Here is a 23,771-nt window from a genome sequence, read left to right as displayed (position 1 = left end):
GCGGCAGACCTCTGGCTCGCCCGCTCGGTGAGCTCCGCAGGAGTCGAGCCGGACGGCCTGGGCGCGACGAGACGACAGGCTCAACGGTCACGAAGGGGACGGCTCGCCTCGGCGGATGCCTCGCCGCGGTGGGCGGCCTGCTCCCTAGCAGCCCGTGGTGAAAGTCGCGGTAACCACGCTGCGAGGAATCTCGCGAACAGCAGAGAGGTGCGCGCTATCGCGCGCCGCTCGGGAAGCTGATAAAGTGGCTTTGCCATGGCGATGGGGCACGACAACGGGGAGCAGCCGACGCTGTTCATCACGTATGACAAGCTGCAGGGGCTCGGGCACCCGTTCTATGAAGCGCTCGACAAGCTGCTGCGGAAGCACGGCTTCGACCGCTTCGCGGAGAAGCAGTGCCAGCAGTTCTACGCCGAGGTGATGGGACGACCGGGCCTCGCGCCGGGGGTGTACTTCCGGTGCCTGCTGATCGGTTACTTCGAGGGGATCGGCAGCGAGCGGGGCATCGCCTGGCGGATCGCTGACTCGCTGAGCCTGCGGCGGTTTTTGGGGCTCGGGCTGGAGAAGCAGCCGCCGGATCACTCGACGATCTCGCGGACGCGACGCCGGCTGAGCACCGACGTGCACGAGCGAGTCTTTACGCGGGTGCTCGAGCTGGTGGCGGAGCACGGCCTGCTGCGCGGCAAGACGCTGGGGATCGACGCGACGACGCTCGAGGCGAACGCGGCGCTGCGCTCGATTGTTCGGCGCGACGACGGGCGCGCGTACAAGGAGTACTTGACCGATCTGGCGGAGGCCGAGGGGATCGAGGAACCGACGCGCGAGGACCTGGCGCGGCTCGACCGCAAGCGGCCGAAGAAGGGCTCGAACGACGAGTGGGTGCACCCGCACGATCCCGAGGCGCAGATCATGAAGATGAAGAACGGCAGCACTCACCTCGCGCACAAGCACGAGCAGGCAGTCGACCTCGAGACCGGGGCGATCGTCGGCGTGACGGTGCACGGCGGCGCTGCGGGCGACACGAAAACCCTCGAAAAGACGCTGGAGGTCGCCGACGCCAATCTCGCAGAGGTGCGCCAGGAGGGCTCGGAGAAGGCCAGGGAGCAGATCGCCGAGCGCGTCGAGGAGGTCGTCGCCGACAAGGGCTACCACAGCAACGACGTGATGACCTCTCTCGAGGGGGTCGACGTGCGCAGCTATATTCCGGAGCCCGCGCGAGGTCGTCGGCGGTGGGAGGGCAAGCAGGCCGAGCGCGACGCGGTCCGCCGGAACCGCCGCCGCATGAAACGGAGCAAGGGCAAGGAGCTGCAGAAGAAGCGCAGCGAGCTGGTCGAACGGCCCTTCGCACACATGCTCGACTCCGGCGGCATGCGCAGAGTCCACGTGCGGGGTCACGACAATATCCTCAAGCGGCTGGTCATCCACGCCGCCGGATTCAACTTGAGTCTGATCATGCGAATGGTCCACGGAATCGGGAAACCAAAGGCCCTCCAGGGCCTTCGGGCCGCACTTTCTGCCGTAATCGTGGCTGTCCTCACGCTCCTGCGGTGGCTCCGAGCACTCTTCGGACGCGGCTCGCAGCAAATTCCGACGAAGGCTCGACCTCCCGAGCGCTTCGCTTACCCGAGGCTCGCCTGAGCGATTTCGTTCCAACGACTTCTACCTCGGGCTGCTAGCTTGCACGGCGGCCTCATTCGCGGCTGTGTCCGCGACCGACCGAAGGTTCGCCGCGCGGCCCGAACACGCGAGGTCCCCGCCCCATGCCTCAGTGATCTGGCCGCCTGTCATCCTGAAGAGCCGCATGCTTGTCGACGAGCGGGCGTGGTGCAGGTGGACAGCCACGAGGTCCTCCTCGGCGACAAGGAAGTCGACGTGCTCCTGGGTGGCCGGGTTCTGTTCCGCGTCGAGCAGCAAGCGATTCATGAAGCCGGCGCGGTCGACCGGCGCCCGGTTGTCGGTAGGATCGTGCTGGACGAAGCCTGGAGCGAGCAGCGCCTCGACGGCCGGCCAGTCCCGCCGGTCGACGGCCTCCTGCAGCGCCCGCACCACCGCCTTGTTGCGCTCGAGGATGCCCGCCTGGGCTGCGAGCTTGGTCACTCGTTGGAACTCGGCCGCGAAGCGATGCTGGAGGCGGTCGAGCCGGCCGTCGGTCTCTGCTACTTGTGCAGCCCGCTGGGCGTTCTCCGCGATGGCCTGGTCGCGCTGCTGGCGAGCTTGGGCGAGCTCCTCGGCAAGCACGCGGAGCTCCTCTGCATGGCGGACGCGAAGCTGCATCATCTCGCTCTCGCGTTGCCGTCGGAGGTTGTATTCGTCCACCATGCCGCAATCGAACATGTAAGGAATCTCGTTCCGCTTCTTGACCACGGCGCCACCCAGACCGCCGCGGATCCGCGAGCGCGTCACTTCGCTCTCCGACGCGGGTTCGTGCTCCCCGACGAGGACCGCGTGCAACGCCGACCACCGGGAGAAGAGCGAACCACGCACCGTGCCATCCTCGTCCACGAGCTCTCGGAGATGGATGGCCCATCGATGCGGCGTCAGGCGTGACACCAAGGCTTCGCCTTTGCGTTTTTCGCTGTGCTCCACGAGTAGGGCGAGGCTCGTGTTGGTGGACCGAGTCGAGCGCGGTGGGCGGCCCAGGGCTTTGCCCAGCCGCACGGCGATCTCCCTGGCTGAGCCGGTGATGTCGGGTTCGCCTTGCACCGCGAGGCGCGCCACGTCCACCAGGAAGTCGCTGAGCTCTCGACGACCGCGGGTCCCGATCGGTATCTCCTCGATGATCGATGCCTGAAGCGCGGCCCCCAGCGTGGCCTCGAGTCGGGCCGGATCCTCGGTCGCCGGGATGCCGCGCGATTTTTGTTGGAGGCGGCCGGCCTGTCCCCGCTGGCTGAAGGTGGCGGGCACGTACATCCAATCGCTCGACGGCAAGCGCGCGACCTCGTAGTCGGCCACAGGGAGTTTGTCCCAGATGCTCATTCGATCGAGGTCGAGACCTGCGATTTCGTTCAGTCGTCCCTGCGCGATCACAAGCGCACGCTTGTGCTGGATGGCCGCCAGCGTGAAGCCGCCCGGGAGTACCGCGAGCACGACGGCTCGCTCCTTTGAACGCGGGGATGCTCCGGTATCGGCGAACGCGAAGATGCTGGCGTGCCCCGCATAGCGGAAGCGCGTCTCGACTCCTCCGAGCTGGACCGTGAGGGGCGGAAACAGTACGTCGCCGATGCCGCTCCGGAACGCGTGGAGCGCGAGCCGATGCAGCTCGCGGAGCTGCGGATAGACCCCGACCCCGAGCACCGAGATGTGCCGGGTGTCGGGATCGACGACGGCGAGCACCCGGCTGCTCGGAAGCCCGAGCTGCCGGACCACGAAGAGCTCGTCGTCCGGGGTGCTCGCCAAGCCCTTGGCCGTGGCACGACAGAACTCGTGCCAGTGCTTGAACATGTCGAGCACGTCCCGCATCCCCCCTTGCTCGTCAAACGCCATCGCCCTCATCGACGGCTCAGGGTAGCACGAGCGAGGTGACTGTGTACTGCAACGTGTACAGCGTCCAGCGGGCGATGCGCCAGGCAACGCGTACAGCTCTGCTGTAGCAATGCGTGCAGCAATCGGCGCAAGGCAGCCTATCGATCGACACAGGAATACGTACACAAAATTGCCATGAACCGCGTCTCCACGGTCCTGCTCGGAGATGCTCAAGCGACACCCAACTGGCGTTGGTGGTCGAAATTAGGCACTTGCGGACCCGATTCGCGAGTGCCAGTGTTCGGGCGGAGGTTGCTGCCGTGCATGTGGTGAGGTTGCTCGACGCTCAGGACCGCGCGTGTCTTGAAGTGCATGTTCCAAAGGACAAGTTGCAGGAGTCGGTAGAGCTGTTCCTTCGGCTCTACCCGGGCAAGCGGCTCTGGATCGATGGCACGATCGTGCAGCTCGGAGGCGACAACGTGTCCGGCGCTGGCCCGTCGCCGGCCAGCGCCCCCGATGTCCGCCCCGCCGATTCGACGCTCGCGCCCATGGCGGCCATCCTGAAACTCGGCTCGATGATGTTCGCCGAGCATCTGGAGTGCCAGCGAAGGCTGACCGACGAGATGATGCAGCAGTACAGCAAGGTCCGGACGAGTCTCGAGGAGATCGATCTCATGACCCGCGGCGCCCGCGTCATCGAGTTCCAGGAGTACGTGCGCGGCCTCCAGGCCATGAACGCGGGCCCGCGACGGGTCGAGGGGGAGGAGCGGCGCTCGTGGCGAAACGAGCAGTTCGAGCGGTTCGTGATCGGCGGACTGAAGGCGACGAAGATCGTGAAGGACGCATAGCGTCAGCGAGAGGGATGAGGGAGGTACAGCATGGAGGACGTAAAAACGCCCATGGCAGCGTGAAGCTGCCCCGATCTCGTGGACACCCTCGATGAGTCCGGAGTAGAGAGGGTTGAAGGGCATGAGCAAGAAGAAGCGAAGAGCATTCACGCCGGAGCAGAAGGCGGAAGCGGTCAAGATCGTGAAGAATTCAGGCAAATCGGTCACGCAGGTGGCCCAAGAGATGGGCCTGACGGTGAGCGCGCTGAGGAACTGGACAAGGCAGGAAGAGATCAACCAGAGCCCGGCCCCGCGAGGACCGCTGACGACGGATGAGCGGGCCGAGCTCGTCCGGTTGCGCAAGGAATTGAAGCGGGTCGAGATGGAGCGCGATTTTTTAAAAAAAGCGGCGGCCTTCTTCGCCAGGGAGACGTGACCGTCTTCCAGGTCATCGCGGCGGAGGAGGCCAGTTTCCCGGTCAGTATGATGTGTGAGAGCCTCGAGGTCTCCATGAGCGGCTACTATGCATGGAAGACACGTGAACCATCGGCGAGAGCGCAGGAGAACGCGGCGCTCGCCCAGGAGGTCGCGGAGATCCATGCCGCGAGCAGGCGGACCTACGGGAGCCCGCGAGTCCGCAGCGAACTACGAGGACGTGGCCGCAAGGTCAGTCGTAAGCGAGTCGCCCGGATCATGCGCGAAGAGGGGATCCAGGGCCGTCGTAGGCCGAAATTCACGAGGACGACCGACTCGAACCACAGACTCCCCGTGGCCGACAACGTCCTGGATCGCAACTTCACCGCCAGCAAGCCCGACAAGGCCTGGGTCGCCGACATCACGTACGTGTGGACCCTCGAGGGCTGGCTCTACCTCGCGGTGATCATCGACCTGTTCTCGCGCCGCGTGGTCGGCTGGTCGATGGCCGACCACATGCGCACGGAGCTGGTCCTCGGCGCGCTGAGGGCCGCTCTGGGACACCGTGAGCCGTCCGACGAGGGGCTGGTCTTCCACTCCGATCGCGGCTCCCAGTACGCCGCAGACGACTACCGCGAGGCCCTACGCCAGGCAGGCATGACGTGCAGCATGAGCCGCAAGGGCAACTGCTGGGACAACGCGGTCGCCGAGAGCTTCAACAGCACGCTGAAGACCGAGCTCGTCCACCGCACGATCTTCCTCACCCGCGAGAATGCGAGGACGACCATATCGGAGTGGATCGAAGTGTTCTATAATCGCCAGCGTCGCCACTCGTCGATCGGCTACTCGACCCCGATCGCCTACGAGGAGAGCTTCTACGCCGAGCAGGCGCAGACTCGAGCGGCATAAGCAAAGTGTCCACTTTTTCGGGGCAATCCCAGCGGCCGAAGAGCAGCCCTGGGTGCGCATCATGACGGGGTTGCTGCAGTTCGTCGGCGGCGGGCTCGTCGCGCTTCACGAGCAGGAGTCAGCCCCAAAGCCGCGAGAGTCCGAGCGGGCGGGTGAGCGGGATATCCGCCAGAGGCTCGAGGGCCTTGGAATCCGCACCGACCTGGCGGATGTCATCCGAAGCGGCTGGACGTCAGCAACTCCATCGGCACCACCGCAGAGCCACGAGGGTGCTTCCGTCCCGACGCTGTCGTTTGAGGAATTTGCCGCTGCAGCCGCGAGCCAGCTCGGTTCGGCTCGAACGCCTCCACCGCCGCCGCAGGCGGAGCCTCCTCAGCCGGCTCCGTCCGGCTCCGGCAAAGAACGAAGGAAGCCCGATCCCGATGCGGAGTACATGGAGTTGCGCGTCGCGGCGCTCGAGGCGAAATGCCGCGACCTCACGATGCTTCTCGCCGTCGCTGATCCGAAATTCACCTACAGGCCTGAAGCAGCAAGCGAGCCGGCAGCGATCTCGGCGGCCCCCGAGTTGGCCGGAGATCGAGAGGCGAGCGTCAGTACGGTTGAGGTTGCACCCGCGGCCGACGATACGCCGGATGTGATGCAGGAGTCAGAGGGCGAGCTCAAGACTGTCGTGCAGGGTCCGTGGGCGACGGCGCGTACCGATGATGCGGAAGGCGCCGTTGCCCAACCTCACAGCGAGCCGGCTAGCGTCTACGACACGCACGAACGGCGAGTCGCGGCGCTGGAGCGCACGTTCGAATCGTTCGGAAGAATGGTCGAGGGGCTCACCTCGCGACCACGTGGAAATGGTCCACCGATCGAGTGATGCAGGGAGGTTAGGTCATGAGACGAGACTGGGATGCCGCCCGGGAGGCGGAGGTCCAGGAGATGTGCAAGATCCTCGTGGAGCGGGGACGGCTCATCTTCCAGGGGGTGCAAGCGTTGCGTCTTCTGCGAGGCGCGCTTGATCGGGCGGAACAGAGGGCGGGTATCGTCGTCGAGTGGGATCCGTCTTCGAGCGTCGACTTGAGGGAATGGTTCGGAATCACGTCCTTGTCGGCGATGCGGTGGGCGATCGCCGGCGGAGCCGCGGGTCTGTTGCTGTGCGGTATGACCAATCGCGCAAGCTGGGGAACGGTCGTCGGCGCCGGTCTCGGCGCTGTGTTGGGCGCGATCCAGGGCCATCAAGCCGTTCGGAGCGGCTGGCGGCTCCGCAGCTACGTTGATGCGCGAGGGACCGTGTGCGTCGAGGTCAAGGCTCTCCCGCCTTCTGCAGGTTGAGAGCGGCCTATCGGGGCAGGTCTGCGGGCTCTCGCGGACCGAGACGAGCACGGTAATCGACCTGCTCGGCTCGGTTCGGGGCCTCGATAATGTCGGCGTCGCCGGGTTTTGATCACTCAGGCGGCATGGTAGCGCGGCGCAGCTCGGGCGGACCTTATGTCCGACTCCCGGGCGAGCAGGCAAAATTGGTGAACGATCGCTGTCGTTAGGGGTGGATATGGGTTGGGAGATCGCGCCGCCGGAAGTCGGCGATTTGCCTAGGATCCTGTATGTGAGCGACATCGCGCAGATCTTCTGTAGAAGCCAGAAGGCGGTGCGTAGCGCAGTATCCAGGGGAACGCTGCCGCCATTGCGCAATGTAGGCGGCCGAGCTTGCTGGTTCAGGGAGGACCTGCTTAGCGTGGGGGCGGAGATCCGCGGCAGAAAGCACAAGCGGAACGTGAAAATTTCTGCCGGCCCTTACAACTACGACAAGAGCCGCATGATGGTCACTTTCACCATTCCGGGTCTGTCCCGCGACAAAGGGCGCGTCCGCAAGGTCGCGCCTGCGGGGCTGGACCAGGCGGGAGCCCTTGCCTGGGGTGAGGCGCAGCGGAATGAGGTCATGGCCGAAGTGTTCGGCGACAGGAGGAAGAACGAATCACAGGAGAGCGTCCCGGCTCCGGCACCGGTGGTCCGTCACCGGAAGGAAGTCGAGAAAGTCGCAGAAGAGTTCGAAGACAGCGCGCCGACGGTCGACGAGTTCTGGGTGCGATTCGAGAGCGAATATTTACCTACTTGCAAGCCCGCGACGCGTCGGGCTTACCGGTGTCGGTGGCAGCATGACTTGCATGTGGCGATCGGTACGACGCCGATCGATCACATCGACCGCCACGCGATGGCCAAGCTGAGAGCGCGGGTCGCCCGGTTGTCGCCGCGTTCGCGCAACTTCGTGATCGACTTGCTGCAGGTGATGCTGCGGCAGGCGAAGATCTGGGGGGTGATCGCAGAGCGGCCGAAGTTCGATCGAGAGAAGGAGCCCAAGCGGATGGGGAGGGAGCCTTACACCGAGGCCCAGCTCGATACGCTGATTCACCACACCCGCTGCGCAGGGGAAGCGCGAGACAGGGTGTTCGTGCTCCTCCTGGCGCACGCGGGGCTTCGATCTGGCGAGGTGTGCGCGCTGCGGTGGGGTGACATCAGCCTCGACCTCGGGGTCATCAACGTCGCGCACAACCTGTCCGACGGGCAGGAGGCGTCGCCGAAGGGCGGCGAAGCAGCGCCCGTCGGCATGTCGTCAGATCTGCGGGAAGCTCTCGAGGAGCTGCCGCAGGGACCGGACGACCACGTCCTGTTGCGACCGAACGGCCGGGCGTTGACGCCGGCCATCGTCGACAGGTGGCTCCGCCGGCTGCAGCATCAGGCCGGCGTGCCGGTGACGTCGCCGCACGTCATGCGGCACACGTGCCTGACGATCCTCGCGGATCGCGGGCTCGATCCGCTGCGGCTACAGGCCCACGCACGACACAAGCACTTCTCCACGACGGAGGATTATATTAAGCGCCTGCAGCAGCAGAAGCGAGCCAGGGAGGCCGCCGCGGTCTGGGACATCGGCATGCCGGGCCGCGGGATGTCGAGGGCGCCGGTTCGTCGTGCGGCGTCCGCGCTCGACGGAGGCGCGCACGTGCCGCAAGCGGTCTCGCCTCTCGCGGACCGCTTGCCCAAAAACCAGCCCAAAAAAACCCAAAGCCCGCGTAGCCCTACTTCAGCTCGAACGTAGCGTGGACGATCGTGATGATGTCCTTCTCGAGCGACGACGTGTCGTTGTTGCCGTCCCACGAGCCTTGCGTGGAGTTTGCAGGGTTGACGTTGATGACGCCCATGTCGGCGGTGCGGAGGGCGCCGATTTCGGCGCCGCCGGCCGAGGCGACGATGTTTTCGGCGCGGGTCCGGGCGTCGCGCGAGGCTTCGGCGAGCTGCTCGATCTTGACGTCGCCGAGCTTCGTGTAGAAGTACTCGGGTGCGTCGGAGCTGATGGTCACGCCCTGCTCGAGGAGCTCGGTGACCTCGCGCGACATCTTCTCCACCAGGGCGACGTCGTTGGAGCGGACCTTGATCTCCTGCAGCGCGTCGTAGCCGGTGAGCACTTGTTTTTCGATGCGGTTGTCGCCGGTGCCCTGGTACTGCGTCTCGTACGACGGATCGACGCTGGCAGAGGACAGCCAGATCTGGTCCTTCGGCACGCCGCCCTTGATCAGGAACTCCTCGGTGCGCTTGGCGTGGTCGTGCAGCGCGCGGTAGGCCTCGGTGCGGTTCGCGGCGCTGGCCTCGACGGTCGCGGTCCACTCGATGAAGTCCGAGACGATGCGCTTCTTGGCCGAGCCGGTGACCTGGATCGTGTGGATCTGCGGGCGCACGCGGACTCGCTCCCAGGTGCTGCTGGCGATGTACGTGGCGAGGACCAGCGCGACGCCGACGCCGAGGAGGCCGAAGGGTCGCAGATCGAGGGATGCGGAGTGCTTGCTCGGTTCCATGCTGACGGGGCCCTACGTGCGAGGTACCGCGAAGATTCCACGCCGCCGATCTTTCAGGACATGTCCGAAGGATCCATCGCCGTGAGCTCCGACACGTCTCCTGCGGACCTCAGGGCTGCGCGGGCGAGAGGGCGGCGAGGCGGCGCTCGAGGCGATCGAGCCGCGCCCGCAGGTCATCGTTCTCGGCCTCGGCGGCGACGAGGCGGCGGTGCAGGCCCTGGATCGCCGCCAGCGATACGCCTGCAGCGTCGAGCGGGAAAATCATGCGATCGGTGTTCCACAGCCCGAACGCTGCCTTGAAGTCCTGCGCCATCGGGCCGAGATGGCGGACCTCGGCGCCGTCGTGTTTGTAGCGCCAGGTGGTGATGTCGAGGGCGACGACGCGGCTCAGGACCTCGCTGGCGTCGACGGGGCGCAGGTCGGTCTTGGCGTTGCGATCGCTTATCGGGCAATTGTCGCTGCAGAACTCCTCGCCGCGCGGGACCGGCACGCCGGAGCAACACGTGAGGCCGTCGCAACACTGCTGACCGGCGTTGCACGGCTCGGTCTGCTTCGAGCACGCGCCGCCGGTGCTGCCAGAGTCACCGCTGGTCGGGCCGGTGGTGGCGCTGGTCGTCGCGGTCGACGTCGCGGTGGCGCTGGTCGAGTCGGTGGTGGCCGCGGAGGAGGTCGCAGCGGCGCTGGTCGAGGTGCTCGCGCCCTGCGTGCCGGTGTCGCTGCCGCCGGTCACGCCGGTCGTCGAGCTCGTCGACGCGGAGGTGTTCTTGTCGCCCGGAGCGCCGCAAGCGACCAGGAAGACGACGCAGACTTGGGCACGTTGTTTAAACGACATCCCCCGAGGATGGAGCATCCTCGGGGGTGGAGCTACTTCGTCGCCCGCGGACGAGCGCGGGCGATCGTCGTCAGGCGGGCAGCGGATCGAACGTGATGTCCCAGGCCTCGCCTTCCTCCTTGCCGAGGCCGATCTGGACCTTGCTCGGCTGCTGGCCGGCGGCGAAGGTCTCGAGCAGCTTGCGGCTGAGCACCGGCATGAGCGAGCCGCGGAGGATGTGATCGACGTTGCGTGCGCCGGTCTCGGCCTCGTTGCAGCGGGCGGCCATGGCGTCGTAGACCTCGGGCAGCACCACGGCCTCGATCTTGTGGCTGTCCCACAGGCGCTTGCGCAGGCCCTTGAGCTTGAGCTCGGTGATCTCGCGCAGCACCGGCGGCGGCAGCGGCTGGAACGGCACGATCGACATGCGGGCCAGCAGCGCCGGCTTGAAGTGCTTCGACAGCGTCGGCCGGATCGCCTCGACCAGCTCCTCGGGCGAGCGCGGGGTCAGGCCGTTGTCGGTCAGCTTCATGATCGCGTCCGAGGCCAGGTTGCTGGTGAGGATCACGATCGTGTTCTTGAAGTCGATGAGGCGACCCTCGCCGTCCGACAGCATGCCCTTGTCGAACACCTGGTAGAACAGGTTCATGACGTCGAGGTCGGCCTTCTCGCACTCGTCGAGGAGGACCACCGAGTAGGGCCGCTGGCGGACCGCCTCGGTGAGCACGCCGCCCTCGCCGTAGCCGACGTAGCCCGGCGGCGAGCCGATCAGGCGCGACACCGTGTGCTTCTCCTGGAACTCCGACATGTTGATCGTCGTCATGAAGCGCTCGCCGCCGTAGAGCAGGTCGGCGAGGGCTGTCGCGGTCTCGGTCTTGCCGACGCCGCTGGTGCCGACGAACAGCAGCACGCCGATCGGGGTGCTCGGGTTGCGGATGCCCGCGTGGGCGATCCGCAGCGTCTCCGACACGACCTTGACCGCATTGGGCTGGCCCTTGACGCGCTCGGTGAGGGTGTCCTCGAGGCGCAGCAGGCTCTCCATCGCGTCGCGCTTCATGTTGCCGACGGGGATGCCGGTCCAGTTGGAGACGACGCGGGCGATCGCGTCGCTGTCGACCTCGGCGTGGATCAGGCGCTCTTCACCGCCGGCGGCGATGAGGACGGAGTCGGCGGTGCGCTTGGCCTCGCGGAGCTCCTCGGTGGCGGCGTCGCCGGCGGTGCGCAGGGCCTCGCGGGCCTTGTCGACGGCGACGAGGGCCTCCTTCTCCTCCTGCCAGCGCTTGTCGAGCGCGGCCCGCTCGTCCTCGCCGGCGCGCAGCTTGTCGCGCAGCTCGGCGAGGCGGGCCAGGTCGACGAGGTTGCCCTCGCGGTCCTCTCGCTCGAGCGCGCCGATCTCCCGCTTCAGCGCGGCGAGCTCCTGATCCTGGCGCAGGATCGACTCGGGCTGCGAGGCCTGCTCGATCTTCACCCGCGTCGACGCGGTGTCGAGCAGGTCGACCGCCTTGTCGGGCAGCTGGCGGCCGGAGATGTAGCGGTGGCTGAGCTTGACGGCGGCGATCAGCGCTTCGTCGCGGATCGTCACGGTGTGGGTGTGCTCGTAGGTGTCGCGCAGGCCGCGGAGCATGACGAGGGCCTGCTCTTCGGACGGCTCGTCGACCTTGACCAGCTGGAAGCGACGGGCGAACGCGGCGTCCTTTTCGAAGTACTTCTTGTACTCGGACCAGGTGGTGGCGGCGATCGTGCGCAGCTCGCCGCGGGCGAGCGCGGGCTTGAGGATGTTGGTGGCGTCGTTGTCCTTGTTGCCGACGATGGTGTGGGCCTCGTCGATGAACAGGACGATCGGCTTCGGCGAGGACTTGACCTCCTCGATGACGGCCTTGAGGCGCTTCTCGAACTCGCCGCGCACGCCGGCGCCGGCCTGCATGAGGCCCATGTCGAGCTCGAGCAGCTCGACGTCCTGCAGCGCGGTCGGGACGTCGCCCTCGACGATCGCGCGGGCGAGGCCCTCGACGAGCGCGGTCTTGCCGACGCCGGGCTCGCCGACGATGATCGGGTTGTTCTTGCGCCGGCGGATCAAGATCTCCACCAGCTGGCGGATCTCCTGGTGGCGACCGAACACCGGGTCGATCTTGCCCTCGCGGGCCTTCTGCGTGTACGACGAGGTGAAGCGGCGCAGCGCCTGCTCGCCGGCGGCCACAGGGGTCGCGGCGGCTGCTCCGCCGCCGCCGGTGCCGCCGGCGGGCGCAGAGGCGGCGCGCACGGCCTCCTTCGAGCCGGCGGTGATGCCGTCGAGGTCCTTGCGCAGCGTCTCGAGGTCGACCGCGGCCAGCTCGGCCAGCGTCTCGGCGCTGTAGCGGTGGCCGCGGGCGCACCACTGCTGGATCAGGTGGCCGGTGCGGATCTCGGTGGCGCCGTACTGCAGCGAGGCGACGACCCACGCGTCCTCGAGCCACTGGAAGAGCGTCTCGGCGAACACGGGGCGGCCGGCGTTGCCGGTGCGCATGGTCTCGAGGACACGTTGCACGCGCTGGCGCAGGCGCGTCGCGTCTTGATTGAAGTGCGAGAGGATCTTCGCCGCGTCGGTGTCCTCGCCGTTCAAAATGGCGGCGAGCAGGTGCTCCGGGACGATCTCGTAGTAGCGGGAGCTGGCGGCGTGGGACACCGCGGCCTCGAGCATCGAGGTGCAGGTCGGGTTGAGCCTTCGAACGATCGCTTTCGGGTCGACGCGCATGCGGGGTCTCTCGCGGGGAAGGTTGGGGATGGAGGGGGACAGCTATAGTAGAAAGGCGAGCCGGTCAGGCGCGGAGACGAACTCACGCGCCAGACCGTTTTATGTGCAACGAACGTCGATTACGCGCCGTCGCTGTTCGACCACGAGTCGACGAACTCGGCGCCCGTGGGGACGAAGACCCACGTGATGGTGTGGTAGACGATGCTCACCGTCTCGAGCGGCGGGGCCTTGGCCTCGGCCGGGTCGAGGGCGTTGGGCGAGAGGCGCTCGATCGAGTCGACGCGGCCGTTCTCCAGCTTGACGGTGAAGAACTGCTCGGTCGTGCCGTCGCCGTTCGGATTGGGGCGGAAGAACTTGAACTCGGCGTCGATTCTCTCGTTGCGGCACAGGGCCTTGGCGATCAGCGGCGAGCTCTTGTCGATGCGCTTGACGATCCGGATCGGGGCGTGCACGCGGCGACCGACGGCGGCGCGGCTGCCGTGCTCACGCGCGGTGCGGACGCTGTCTTGGAATTCGACGCACTCGATGGAGTTCTCGCGACCGAGCGAGGTCTGCGAGCTCTCGCCCTGGATGTCTTGGCCATTCGCTTTCAGGTACAGATGGACGGTCTCAGCCATGCGGGACACCATATCAAAGGCCCCGGGGCCGGCTACGGCGACAACCCCGGTATTTTCGCGCCTGCGCGGCCTTCAACGCGACTTTGGCTCGCAGAATCGCGCAGGTTCGAAAACGCGCCGGTGTCACTTTCGCGCGAGCTCGAGTCGACGTCCGGAGCGCCCTTATCTGCGCCCTTATCTGCGTTACGTCGGCGTCAGCGTGCGGTGATTTCGCGCGCGCGCGATCGCGGCGCTCGTCGCACGCTCTGGACGTCGGACGGTCGGCCGTTCTATGGTCCATGCCGCAGAGGTGCCGCTGTCTGGCGCACCGCGGGGACAGACGGGGCGAGGAAAACAGTAGTGTCCGCGAGGATGGTGCCTTCATGAGCAAGGGTAAAGAGGGATCGGTCGCGCCGAAGGAGCGCGTGAACATCACGTACAAGCCGGCCACGGACGGGGCAGCGGAGGACGTCGAGCTCCCGCTCAAGATCCTCATGCTGGGCGACTTCACGGGGCGGCAGGACGACAGGCCGGTCGAGGAGCGCGTGCCCATCAACGTCGACAAGGACAACTTCGACAAGGTGATGGCGGCGCAGAAGCTCGAGACCTCGATCAGCGTGAGCAACAAGCTGACCGACGGCGACCAGGGCGACCTCTCGCTGAACCTCAAGTTCGACACGCTGAGGGACTTCCGCCCCGAGGGGATCGTCGAGCAGGTGCCGGAGCTGAAGGAGCTGATGGAGCTGCGCAACGCGCTCACGGCCCTCAAGGGCCCGCTGGTCGGCGGCAACGTGCCGGAGTTCAAGAAGAAGCTGGTCGAGGCGCTGCGCGACCCGGACAAGCGCGCGCGGCTGATCAAGGAGCTGGGGATCGAGGACAAGCCGGGGTCGTGAGGCGCCCGCGCTGGAATCAGAAGGAGTTTTAGGACATGACGGACACGAATTCCCAGACAGCGTCGCAGCGGCAGACCGAGGTTCAGGACTCGCTACTCGACTCGCTGCTCTCCGAGACCAAGCTCGGCCCGACCGACGGCGAGGCCTATGAGCTGGTCCGCCGCGGTACCCGCAAGCTGATGGACGATCTCCTGCGCTCGACCGAGGTCGCGCCGAAGATCGACAAGGGCCTCATCGACGAGATGATCGCCGACATCGACCGCCGCCTCACCGCGCAGGTCAACCAGGTCCTCCACCACCCGCAGGTCCGCCAGCTCGAGTCGTCCTGGCGCGGCCTCAAGTACCTGGTCGACCAGATCGACTTCCGCGAGAACGTCCGCCTCGAGATCGTCAACGCGACCAAGGAAGACCTCCGAGTCGACTTCGAGGACGCCCCCGACATCACCAAGTCGGGCCTCTACAACACGATCTACCGCAACAACTTCGGCGTGTTCGGCGGCAAGCCCTACGGGGTGATCTGCTCGACCTACGACTTCGGCACGGGCACCGAAGACATCCAGCTGCTCAAGCAGTTCGCGGCCGTCGGCGCCATGTCGCACGCGCCGTTCCTCGGCAACGCCTCGCCGAAGATGTTCGGCGTGCAGTCGTTCACCGACCTGCCCAAGCTCAAGGACCTGCAGGCGCTGTTCGAGGGCCCGCAGTACGCCAAGTGGAACAGCCTGCGCGAGACCGAGGACGCCCGCTACCTCGGCATGTGCGCGCCGCGCTTCATGCTGCGCGCGCCGTACGGCAAGCGCGAGAGCGAGCTGTCGGTCAAGCAGTTCGACTTCACCGAAGAGGTGATCGACAACCACGACGCGTACCTGTGGGGCCCGGCGTCGCTGGCGATGGCCGCCAAGATCGCCGACAGCTTCGCCAAGTACCGCTGGTGCCCGAACATCATCGGCCCGCAGGGCGGCGGCGCGGTCTACAACCTGCCGCTCCACCAGTACGAGCAGGGCGGCGAGCTGAAGAGCAAGATCCCGACCGAGACCTCGCTCGACGACCGCCGCGAGTACGAGCTCGCCGAGCAGGGCTTCATCGGCCTGGTGTTCCGCAAGGACTCCGACAACGCGGCGTTCTTCTCCGCCAACTCGATCCAGCGGCCCAAGGTGTTCGCCAAGACCGCCGAGGGACTGGCTGCGCAGACCAACTACATGCTCGGGACGCGCCTCCCGTACATGTTCGTGATCACGCGCCTCGCCCACTACATGAAGGTCCTGCAGCGCGAGCAGATCGGCACGTGGAAGAGCCGCGCGGACCTCGACCGCGAGCTCAACAACTGGATCCGCCAGTACGTGTCGGACATGCCCGATCCGCCGGCCGCCACGCGCTCGCGCAAGCCGCTGCGCAAGGCCAAGGTGATCGTCGAGGAGGTCGAGGGGCAGGTCGGCTGGTTCCGCTGCAACCTGGCCATCGAGCCGCACCTCAAGTTCGAGGGCGCCGAGTTCACCCTGTCGCTCGTCGGCAAGCTGGACAAGTCCTAGCCAGGTGACAGTCACTTCGTCACATCGGGTCGGCACCGTCGTCGGCGGTCGCTACCAGCTGCGCGAGTCCCTCGGAGGCGGGGGAGTCGGGCAGGTGTTCCGCGCCTGGGACACCCAGGGCCAGAGAGCCGTCGCGCTCAAGGTCCTGGAGCCCGGGCGCGCCGGCGACGACGCGCTCGACCGCTACGCCAAGTTGGTCGCGACCGCCGGTCGCGCCGGCCACTCCGGGCTCGTGCTGCCGCGCGGGCTCGGGCTGGCCTCGCGCAACCCGCCGATCGTGGTGATGGACTCTCTGACCGGCGACGACGTCGGCAAGCTGCGCGCGCGCCTCGGGCGGATGCCGTGGATGCGCGCGCTCGAGCTGTGCGGCCAGACGGCGGAGATCCTCCACGCGGTCTATGCGAGCACGCGGACGGCACACCGCGACATCAAGCCGAGCAACATCTTCGTCACGGACCGCGGCGAGGTACGGATCCTCGACTACGCGACCGCCGAGCTGGAGATCGTCTCGAACGACAGCACGCGCGTCGACTCGGCGCTCGGCACCGTCGACTACCGCGCGCCCGAGCAGCTCGAGGGCCGGCCGACCGACGAGCGCACCGACGTGTTCGCGCTCGGGGTCGTGCTGTTCGAACTGGTCAGCGGCCAGCTGCCGTTCCAGGGCCAGTCGTACTACGAGATCGCCCGCAAGATCATGGGCGAGCCGCCGCCGAAGCTCGCCGACGCGGCGCCCGACGCCGGCGTGCCGGTCGGCGTCGAGGGCCTGATCCGCCGCGCGCTCGGCAAGCAGCCCGAAGAGCGCTTCGCCGATCTCAAGGCGATGGCCGACGCGATCGCCCACGTGCGCCGCTTCCCGGGGATGACTCCCGGCGCGCCGGTGACGGCCGCGGGCACGATGATCGAGGTCCGCGGCCAGACGCCGCGGCCGTCAGGCACCGTCACCGAAGAAGAGGACGACGAGGACGACACGACCACGACGTTGATGTCGACCAAGCGGCCCGGCCGCAGCGGCGCCAACCTGTTGATGCAGAAGGCACCGACGCCGCAGCGGGCGACGATGCCGCAGACCGACCGCACCGTGGTCGCGCCGAGCCTGTCCCCGAGGACAGGTATCACCGGTCCCAACAACAACCTCTCCACGCTGCGGCCGGTGAGCGCGACGGTGGTCGACCCGCAGGCGCCGGGGCGCACGATCGTGGCGCCGACCACCGGGGCCGGGCGCACCGTCGTGGCGCCGACCACCGGGGCCGGCGGCGACGAGGCGCCGGTCGATCGCACGGTGGTGTTCCGCACCGACAGCCACCCGGCCGTCGGCGCTGGCGGCACCGTGGTGCTCGGGCAGACCAAGCCACCGCCGCCGAGCGAGTCGACGATGATCCTGCCCGACCCGTCGGGGCCGCGGGGCGAGTCGACGATGATCCTGCCCGACCAGGGCGGGGCGCCGGCGCGGCAGGACACGACGATGATCCTGCCCGACCCGAACATCCCGCAGGGTGAGACGACCATGGCGCTGCCCGACGCGGCGTCGGCGGTGTCGTCGCGGGCGCGCCCGGCCGAGGCGACGATGGCGCTCGACGGCCATGCCGCCGCCGCCGTCGCCAAGAAGCCGGCCGAGTGGTCGCTGCAGAAGACGCTGATCATCGTCAACGTCGCCTGCGGCCTGCTGATCCTGGTCGGCCTGCTCGTCATGCTGCTGGCCAGCTGAGGAGGACTCCGTGGTCGACGGACCTGTCTTCAAGGTCATATCACCTGACGGCGACGAGCGCCGGGTCGCCTTCAAGGGCCCGGAGATGCAGCTCGGCAGCAGCGTCGACTCCAACCTCGTCCTCGGCGGCCACGGCGTGTCCGGCAAGCACTGCCGGATCTCCGCGCGCGGCGACAAGCTCATCGTCACCGACCGCGGCTCGCGCAACGGCACCTTCATCAACTCGCGCCGCTGCATCGAGCCGACCGAGTTCGGCCCCGGCGATCGCCTCAGCGTCGGCGCCTACGTGCTCGAGATCGCCGACGACGACCGCGACCGGAAGATCGAGCAGAAGCTGAAGTTCGAGCCGGTCGCGCTGGCCCGCGGCGAGGACGAGCAGCGGGCGGCAGAGCAGCGCCGGCTGGCCCGCTACGCCCGCGAGTGGGTCGACCACGGGCGGGCGCGGCGGCTGCTGCTGCACGGCCGCGACCTGGGGCTGGCCGAGGGCTGGATGGCCGTGCCGGCGCAGCGGGCCGAGGTCGAGGCGGAGCCGCTGCTGCGCGAGTTCGTCGGCGCGAGCATGCGGGCGCACATGATCCGCCGCGCGCTGCAGTTCACCGCCGCGGGCGTGCTGCTCGGGGCGCTGGCGATCTTCCTGTTCCGCCGGCCCGAGGCGGCGCAGCCCGAGCCGCCGCCGCCGAGCCCGACTGCGGTCGACGATCAGGTGGCCGAGAGGACAGGTCCTTCGGGACCGACTGCGCGCGAGGAGTGGATCGAGCACCAGGTCAGCCCGGGCGAGTCGTTCGAGGACATCGCCCGCTACTACGAGGTGTCGCCGGTGCTGCTGCAGCAGTGGAACGGCGGGGTGACGACGCTGCTGCCGGACATGAAGCTCAAGGTGCGGACGACCCGTCCGCCGCGGCCGCCGCTGGTCCAGGAGTACTACACCGTCGGCGAGGGCGAGGACTGGCTGGCGGTGGCCAACCTGTACAGCACGAGCGTCGACAAGCTGCGCCAGTTCAACCCGAAGGCGCCCGACCGGCTGAAGGGCGGCGAGGAGTTGACGCTGTGGATCGACGCCGGTCAGTTCGGGGCCAAGACGCCGAACCCCGACGACCTGCCGATCTTCATCGTCCCCTCCGGCGCGAGCTCGGTCGGCGGCGTGACCAGCGGGACGCTGGTCAACCCGGTCCAGCTGCTGCCGTCGGGGCTGGCCGACGTCCGCTGCGCCTCGCACGCCTACGCGACCAACCACACGCTGTCGCAGCTGCTGCGCGGGATCGCCGAGTTCCGCGCCCAGGGCTTCACCATAAACCAGGTCATGATCGCCGACCTCAGCCTCAAGGACGGCGGCGGCTACGGACGTCACAAGTCGCACCAGTCGGGCCGCGACGCCGACATCTGGCTGCAGGTGAAGCGCAAGCGCTACCTCGACGGTTGCAAGAACTGCAGCACGACGAGCTGCCGCCCCGAGCCCGAGGAGGTCGACTGGCGCACGACGTGGCGGTTCATCCGCGCGCTGCACTCGACCGGGGCGATCCAGGAGATCTTCCTGTCGCACTGGCTGCAAGAAGAGCTGCACAAGGCTGCGGTCGCCGAGGGCGAGACGCCGGCCGAGCTGAAGAAGCTGATCCAGTGGCCGCGGCCGAAGGGCACGCCCGCGCTGGTGATGCACTCGGACGGGCACATCCATCACATCCACGTCCGCTTCAAGTGCGACCCGACCGACACCGCGTGTAGCAACGCGAAGTGAGCCGGCGCCCCGCCCGCGCAGGCGAGGCCGCCGGGCGAGCCGCCGGAGTGGAAGCGACGATTCGCGCGCGCGTCGGCTCGCCTCCCGGTGCGCGCGCGAGCGGGTGTTACGAGTCGCGCATGAGCGAGAGCAACAAGCGGACGGCGATCGTGACCGGGGCGTCGCGGGGCATCGGCGCGGTGGTGGCGGCGCGCCTGGCGGCCGACGGCTTCGCGGTGGTGGTCAACTACTCGCGCGACCCGACGCCGGCGGAGGCGCTGGCCCGCGAGCTCGAAGGAGCGGGCCGCCGCGCGCTGCCGCTGAAGGCCGACGTCGCCGACCCGGGGGCGGTGCGCTACCTGTTCGACGCGGCCGAGGCGGCCTTCGGCGGGGTCGACGTCCTGGTCAACAACGCCGGCGTGATGGCGATGGCGACGATCGCCGAGACCGACGACGCGACCTTCGAGCGCCAGGTCGAGGTCAACCTGCGCGGCACCTTCAACACCCTGCGCGAGGCCAGCCGTCGCCTGCGTGCCGGCGGACGCATCATCAACTTCTCGTCGAGCACCGTAGGCCTGCGCCAGCCGCTCTACGGCGTCTACGTCGCCACCAAGGCGGCCGTCGAGGCGCTCACCAGCGTGCTCGCCAAGGAGCTCCGCGACCGCTCGATCACCGTCAACGCGGTCGCCCCCGGGCCGACCGCCACCGACCTGTTTTTCAAGGACAAGCCGCAGGCGCTGATCGATCGCATGGTCGCCGCGACGCCGCTGGGGCGCCTCGGCCAGCCCGAGGACATCGCGGCCGTGGTGGCGTTCCTCGCCGGCCCCGACGGCGGGTGGGTCAACGGCCAGACGCTGCGCGCCAACGGCGGGTTGGTGTGAGCGCGGCGAATGACGTCACCGGCAGGGTGCCCTCATTCGCCGACGAATGTGCGCAGCGCCCGGCTACTTGCCGTCGCACAGCGGCTCGACCGGCTCGCCGGGGTAGAGCGTGCTCCACTCGTCGTCGCTGAAGTCGCGGCCGACGGTGCGGCAGGCCAGCGCGATCAGGAGGTCGTGCTTGAGCGGCCAGACGCGGAGCGCCCCGTCGGCGCCGCCGCTGACGAGCAGGCGGCCGCTGCCGTCGACGCGCATGGCGCTGACGGGCCCGGCGTGGCCGGTGAGGGGGATCGATCTCACCTCGCCGCCGCGGTCGAGGTCGTCGACGAGCCACAGGCGCAAGGACTTGTCGGCGCTGGCGGACACCAGGAGCTCGCTACCTGGCTCGAAGAACAGGGCGGTGATGGCCGTCTCGTGACCCTTGAGCGGCTTGCTGCGCTCGGTGGTCTTCTTGAGGTCGGTCATGTTGATGACGCCGTCGTCGCTGCCGGTGGCCAGCCAGCGCTTGTCGGGGCTGAAGGCGGCCGCGCGAACGCGCGAGTCGTGGGCCACCGCGGAGCGCTCGGGCAGCTCGGCGGTCTTGCCCTTGTCGACGGTGCGGAGGATCGCGCGGGCGTCGTCGCTGGTCGACACCAGGTAGTCGCCGCCGCCGCTGAAGGTCAGCGACAGCACCGACTTCTCGTGCTGCACGACCTGCTGCTCGCCGCCGTTGCCGGTCATCGGCCACAGGGTGACGCGGTTGTCGGCCGCCGCGACCGCGAAGTACGGGCTGCTGGGCGACAGCGCCAGCGCGGTGACCGAGCGGCCGAGCGCGACGTTGCGGGCCGGGCTGTCCTCGGGGCCGTTGTCCTTCATCGACCAGGTGTTGATCGCGCCGGAGAAGTCGGCGCTGACCAGCCAGCGGTTGTCCGGGCTGAAGGCGACGTGGCTGATCAGGTCGTCGTGCTGGGCGCGCTCGATCGGCTTGGGCTCGCGCTCGCCGCCGCTGAGGCTGTAGACGAGCAGCTGGCGCTCGACGCCGACGGCCGCCCACAGGCCGTCGGGGCTGACTGCGAGGGCCTGCGGGGCCTGCTCGAAGGTCCGCTCGAGGATCCGCCGCGGGGTGCCGCGGTTGTCGAGGCGCCAGGCGCGGAGGGCCTTGTCCTGGCCGAGCGAGGCCATACGGCCGCCGTCGCTGCTGAGGCCCAGGCCGGTGATCGGGCCGCGGTGATCGCTGAGCACCGCCAGGGCGCCGCCGGCGTCGGCGTTCTGCAGCGGCCACAGACGCAAGGTGCCGTCGGCCGAGGCGGACAGCAGCGAGTTGCCGTCGTAGCTCGGCAGCACCGACTCGATGGTGTCGACGTGCTCGTCGAACACGACCACCGGCTGGGCCGAGGTGTGGCGCTGGGCGGCGTCCCACACGTAGATCTTGTGGTCCTGGGCGGCGACGGCGATCCGGCGCCCGGTGGGGTCGGCGGCCAGGGCCTTGGGTTCGGACTGCAGCCCGCGCAGGCCGACGCGCAGCGGCTCGCTGCCCTCGCGCATCATCTGATCGAGCTCGGTGACGATGAGCTGTTTGTCTGTCCCGAGGGACAGGACGGCGCGCGCGCCGGGGAGGAACGCCAGGTCGACGACCGCGCCGGTGTGGCTGGCGAGGGCGTCCTGCTGGGCGCGCGCGAGGGTGCGGACGCGCCAGCGCACGACCTGGCCGATGCTGTCGCCGACGACGACCTCGTCGCCCTCGCCGTTGACCGCGAACGCGGTGGCGTCGCCGCCGATGGCGAGGTTGAGCTGCTTGCCCTTCTTGCGCCCGTCCTGCAGGTCGGTGGCGACCGCAGTCTTGCCGCCGAACGAGTAGAGGCGGCTGCCGCCGTCGCGGAACACCAGCTGCTCGATGGCGCCGGTGTGCTGCCGCAGCTCGCCGAGCTTGGCGCCGGCGTCGGTGCCGCGCATGTCCCACACGGTGACGTTGCCGCGGCGGTCGCCGGTGGCGAAGAAGCGGCCGTCCTCGCTGAAGGTGATCGCGGTGACCGGGTCGCGGTGGCTCTCGAGCTGCTTGGTCAGCTTGGGCGCGGTGCGCTGCTGCAGGTCCCACAGGTCGACGGTGCCCTTGCCTGTCCCGACGGCCAGCCAGCGACCCTCGGGCCCGAGCGCCGCGACCTTGCCGGCGCCGCTGCTCGAGGGCAGCGTCTTCGGCTGCGTGGCGCCGGTGCGGTCGTAGAGGAGCACCGCGCCGGTGTCGTCGACGGTGACGACGTCGCGCTCGTCGCGGGCGACGTCGGCGTTGCGGATCGGCGAATTGCCGCGGCCGATGACGCGGCTGCGCTGGCGCGAGAGGGCGATCCGCAGGGCCCGCTCGGCGTCCGACTGGCGCGCGCACGGACCGTCGGCAGCGCTCACGGCCCGCGTGCCGGCGAGGATCGCCAGCTCGAGGTCGGTCTGCTCGGCTGCCTTTTGGGCCAGGAGGTTGGCGCGCTGCACCGCGGGGTTGTCGGGCGTGCACTGCCCGGCGCCGGCCTCACGCCCGGCGGCGGCGTCCTTGAGCACGAGGTCGTCGTGCAGCACGTGCGCCGCCACGTTGCCGCCGACCAGCGCGACGGTCAGCGCCCCGGCGCGCAGGCCGAGGTCGCGGATCCGGTGGCGACGGTCGCCGCGGCTGGCGTAGATGAACTCGCGGTGCAGCTCGGACGGGCGCGGCCGCAGCTTGCGGTCGCTGCCCGCCCAGGCGAGGCCGCGCTTGAGCAGCGGGCCGTGCAGCAGGAGCCCCTCGGGCTTGCCGAGGTCGCGCCAGCGCCGGGCCAGCGGATCGATCTGGCTGCGGCAGGCCTCGTTCTCGTCGTTGATCGGGCCGGTCGGCTTGCCCTCGGGCTCCGGCGCGGCCGCCGGCTCGGGCTCGGGCTGGCGCAGGTTGACGCGGATGCTGCTGTCCGGAAGGCCAGCTTCGGGCTCGGGCGCCGGCCGCGGGGCCTTGGGCGCGGGCTTGGCGGGCTCGGGAGCAGGCCTGGCCTTCGGGGCAGGTTCGGGCGCGGCCGCCTTGGCGGGCTTGGGCGCCTGCTTGACGGTGCGCTGGACGGTTGCGTCGTCGTCGTCGGTCCGCGGCTGGACGCGCGCGGTGCCGCGGCTGCCGGCCGCACCTGCCTCTCCGACCAGGTAGATCTTGACCTTGCCGACTTCGACCTCGTCGCCGGCCTTGATCGGGGTCTTGGCGGCGATCCGCTTGCCGTTGACCTTGGTGCCGTTGCGCGAGCCGAGGTCCTCGACGAAGTGCTGGCCGCGCTCGTGGCTCAGGCGGGCGTGCTGCCGCGAGGCGCCGTCCTCGAAGTTGAGCTGGAGGTCGTGCTCGGCCTCGCGGCCGACGACGACCACGTCCTTGGCGAAGCGGAGCTCTTTGCGCGGCTGTCCCTCGCGTTCGACGGCGATATGAAGCATGAGCCGTCCGGAGGATATCACCGCGGGCCGGCCGACCCGCGGGCGCGAATGCACGCACCTCGCGCGA

17 protein-coding genes are annotated in these 23,771 nt (G+C 68.7%); 11 read left to right on the top strand and 6 right to left on the bottom strand.

What is annotated here, in order from left to right:
* Positions 1 to 255: 255 nt before the first annotated feature.
* Positions 256 to 1,638 (top strand): transposase, encoded by a 1,383-nt coding sequence (locus OV090_RS40875; protein ID WP_267710298.1) that lies wholly within the window; start codon positions 256 to 258, stop codon positions 1,636 to 1,638.
* Between the two features lie 21 nt (positions 1,639 to 1,659).
* Here OV090_RS40875 and OV090_RS40870 read toward each other — a convergent pair whose 3' ends face one another.
* Entirely contained in the window at positions 1,660 to 3,483 is a 1,824-nt protein-coding gene (locus tag OV090_RS40870; protein WP_267710297.1) for a nuclear transport factor 2 family protein, read from the bottom strand.
* Between the two features lie 314 nt (positions 3,484 to 3,797).
* Between OV090_RS40870 and OV090_RS40865 the strand changes: the two genes are divergently transcribed.
* The 5 genes from OV090_RS40865 (at position 3,798) to OV090_RS40845 (ending at position 8,691) form a co-directional block, all read left to right on the top strand.
* Positions 3,798 to 4,310 (top strand): hypothetical protein, encoded by a 513-nt coding sequence (locus OV090_RS40865; RefSeq protein ID WP_267710296.1) that lies wholly within the window; start codon positions 3,798 to 3,800, stop codon positions 4,308 to 4,310.
* 121 nt (positions 4,311 to 4,431) lie between these two features.
* Positions 4,432 to 5,612, top strand: a protein-coding gene (locus tag OV090_RS40860; protein WP_267710295.1) for an IS3 family transposase whose coding sequence is annotated in 2 segments (ribosomal slippage) — positions 4,432 to 4,687 and positions 4,687 to 5,612 — 1,182 coding nt in all. Because the reading frame shifts where the segments join, the coding sequence is not laid out codon by codon here.
* A gap of 70 nt (positions 5,613 to 5,682) precedes the next feature.
* Complete coding sequence (locus tag OV090_RS40855; RefSeq protein ID WP_267710294.1) at positions 5,683 to 6,477, top strand: hypothetical protein; 795 nt, start codon at positions 5,683 to 5,685, stop codon at positions 6,475 to 6,477.
* A gap of 17 nt (positions 6,478 to 6,494) precedes the next feature.
* Positions 6,495 to 6,932, top strand: coding sequence for a hypothetical protein (locus OV090_RS40850; RefSeq protein WP_267710293.1), 438 nt, complete (start codon positions 6,495 to 6,497; stop codon positions 6,930 to 6,932).
* Positions 6,933 to 7,149: 217 nt separating this feature from the next.
* Positions 7,150 to 8,691: a site-specific integrase gene (locus tag OV090_RS40845; protein ID WP_267710292.1), complete on the top strand. Its 1,542-nt coding sequence runs from the start codon at positions 7,150 to 7,152 to the stop codon at positions 8,689 to 8,691.
* Here OV090_RS40845 and OV090_RS40840 read toward each other — a convergent pair.
* From OV090_RS40840 to tssD, 4 genes are all read right to left on the bottom strand, one after another.
* Entirely contained in the window at positions 8,672 to 9,445 is a 774-nt protein-coding gene (locus tag OV090_RS40840) for an SIMPL domain-containing protein (protein WP_267710291.1), read from the bottom strand. The two genes, OV090_RS40845 and OV090_RS40840, sit on opposite strands and share 20 nt — an antisense overlap.
* Positions 9,446 to 9,554: 109 nt before the next feature.
* Complete coding sequence (locus OV090_RS40835) at positions 9,555 to 10,277, bottom strand: tail fiber domain-containing protein (RefSeq protein ID WP_267710290.1); 723 nt, start codon at positions 10,275 to 10,277, stop codon at positions 9,555 to 9,557.
* 70 nt (positions 10,278 to 10,347) lie between these two features.
* Positions 10,348 to 12,987, bottom strand: coding sequence for a type VI secretion system ATPase TssH (gene tssH / locus OV090_RS40830; protein ID WP_267710289.1), 2,640 nt, complete (start codon positions 12,985 to 12,987; stop codon positions 10,348 to 10,350).
* A gap of 119 nt (positions 12,988 to 13,106) precedes the next feature.
* The gene (gene tssD / locus OV090_RS40825; protein ID WP_267710288.1) at positions 13,107 to 13,604 is read right to left on the bottom strand and encodes a type VI secretion system tube protein TssD; all 498 of its coding nucleotides are present in this window, start codon (positions 13,602 to 13,604) and stop codon (positions 13,107 to 13,109) included.
* Between the two features lie 362 nt (positions 13,605 to 13,966).
* Here tssD and tssB point away from each other — a divergent pair, with 362 nt between their 5' ends.
* From tssB to OV090_RS40800, 5 genes are all read left to right on the top strand, one after another.
* On the top strand, positions 13,967 to 14,476 hold the full coding sequence (gene tssB / locus OV090_RS40820; protein ID WP_267710287.1) for a type VI secretion system contractile sheath small subunit: 510 nt from the start codon (positions 13,967 to 13,969) through the stop codon (positions 14,474 to 14,476).
* Positions 14,477 to 14,511: 35 nt separating this feature from the next.
* The gene (gene tssC, locus OV090_RS40815; RefSeq protein ID WP_267710286.1) at positions 14,512 to 16,002 is read left to right on the top strand and encodes a type VI secretion system contractile sheath large subunit; all 1,491 of its coding nucleotides are present in this window, start codon (positions 14,512 to 14,514) and stop codon (positions 16,000 to 16,002) included.
* Positions 16,003 to 16,006: 4 nt separating this feature from the next.
* A complete protein-coding gene (locus tag OV090_RS40810; protein ID WP_267710285.1) occupies positions 16,007 to 17,707 on the top strand; it encodes a serine/threonine-protein kinase in 1,701 nt (566 codons plus the stop codon).
* Positions 17,708 to 17,717: 10 nt separating this feature from the next.
* Positions 17,718 to 19,439, top strand: coding sequence for a penicillin-insensitive murein endopeptidase (locus tag OV090_RS51230; protein ID WP_267710284.1), 1,722 nt, complete (start codon positions 17,718 to 17,720; stop codon positions 19,437 to 19,439).
* Between the two features lie 119 nt (positions 19,440 to 19,558).
* On the top strand, positions 19,559 to 20,299 hold the full coding sequence (locus tag OV090_RS40800; RefSeq protein ID WP_267710283.1) for an SDR family oxidoreductase: 741 nt from the start codon (positions 19,559 to 19,561) through the stop codon (positions 20,297 to 20,299).
* Positions 20,300 to 20,362: 63 nt separating this feature from the next.
* On the opposite strand, the gene OV090_RS40795 is transcribed toward OV090_RS40800, so the two are convergent.
* Positions 20,363 to 23,704, bottom strand: a complete 3,342-nt coding sequence (locus tag OV090_RS40795; protein ID WP_267710282.1) for an FHA domain-containing protein — start codon at positions 23,702 to 23,704, stop codon at positions 20,363 to 20,365.
* Between the last annotated feature and the right edge of the window lie 67 nt (positions 23,705 to 23,771).

The sequence above is a fragment of the Nannocystis sp. RBIL2 genome (assembly GCF_026626745.1).
Taxonomy (GTDB): Bacteria; Myxococcota_A; Polyangia; order Nannocystales; family Nannocystaceae; genus Nannocystis.
Note: the sequence above shows the minus strand (reverse complement) of the source record. Positions and strands in the feature narration are given on the sequence as shown.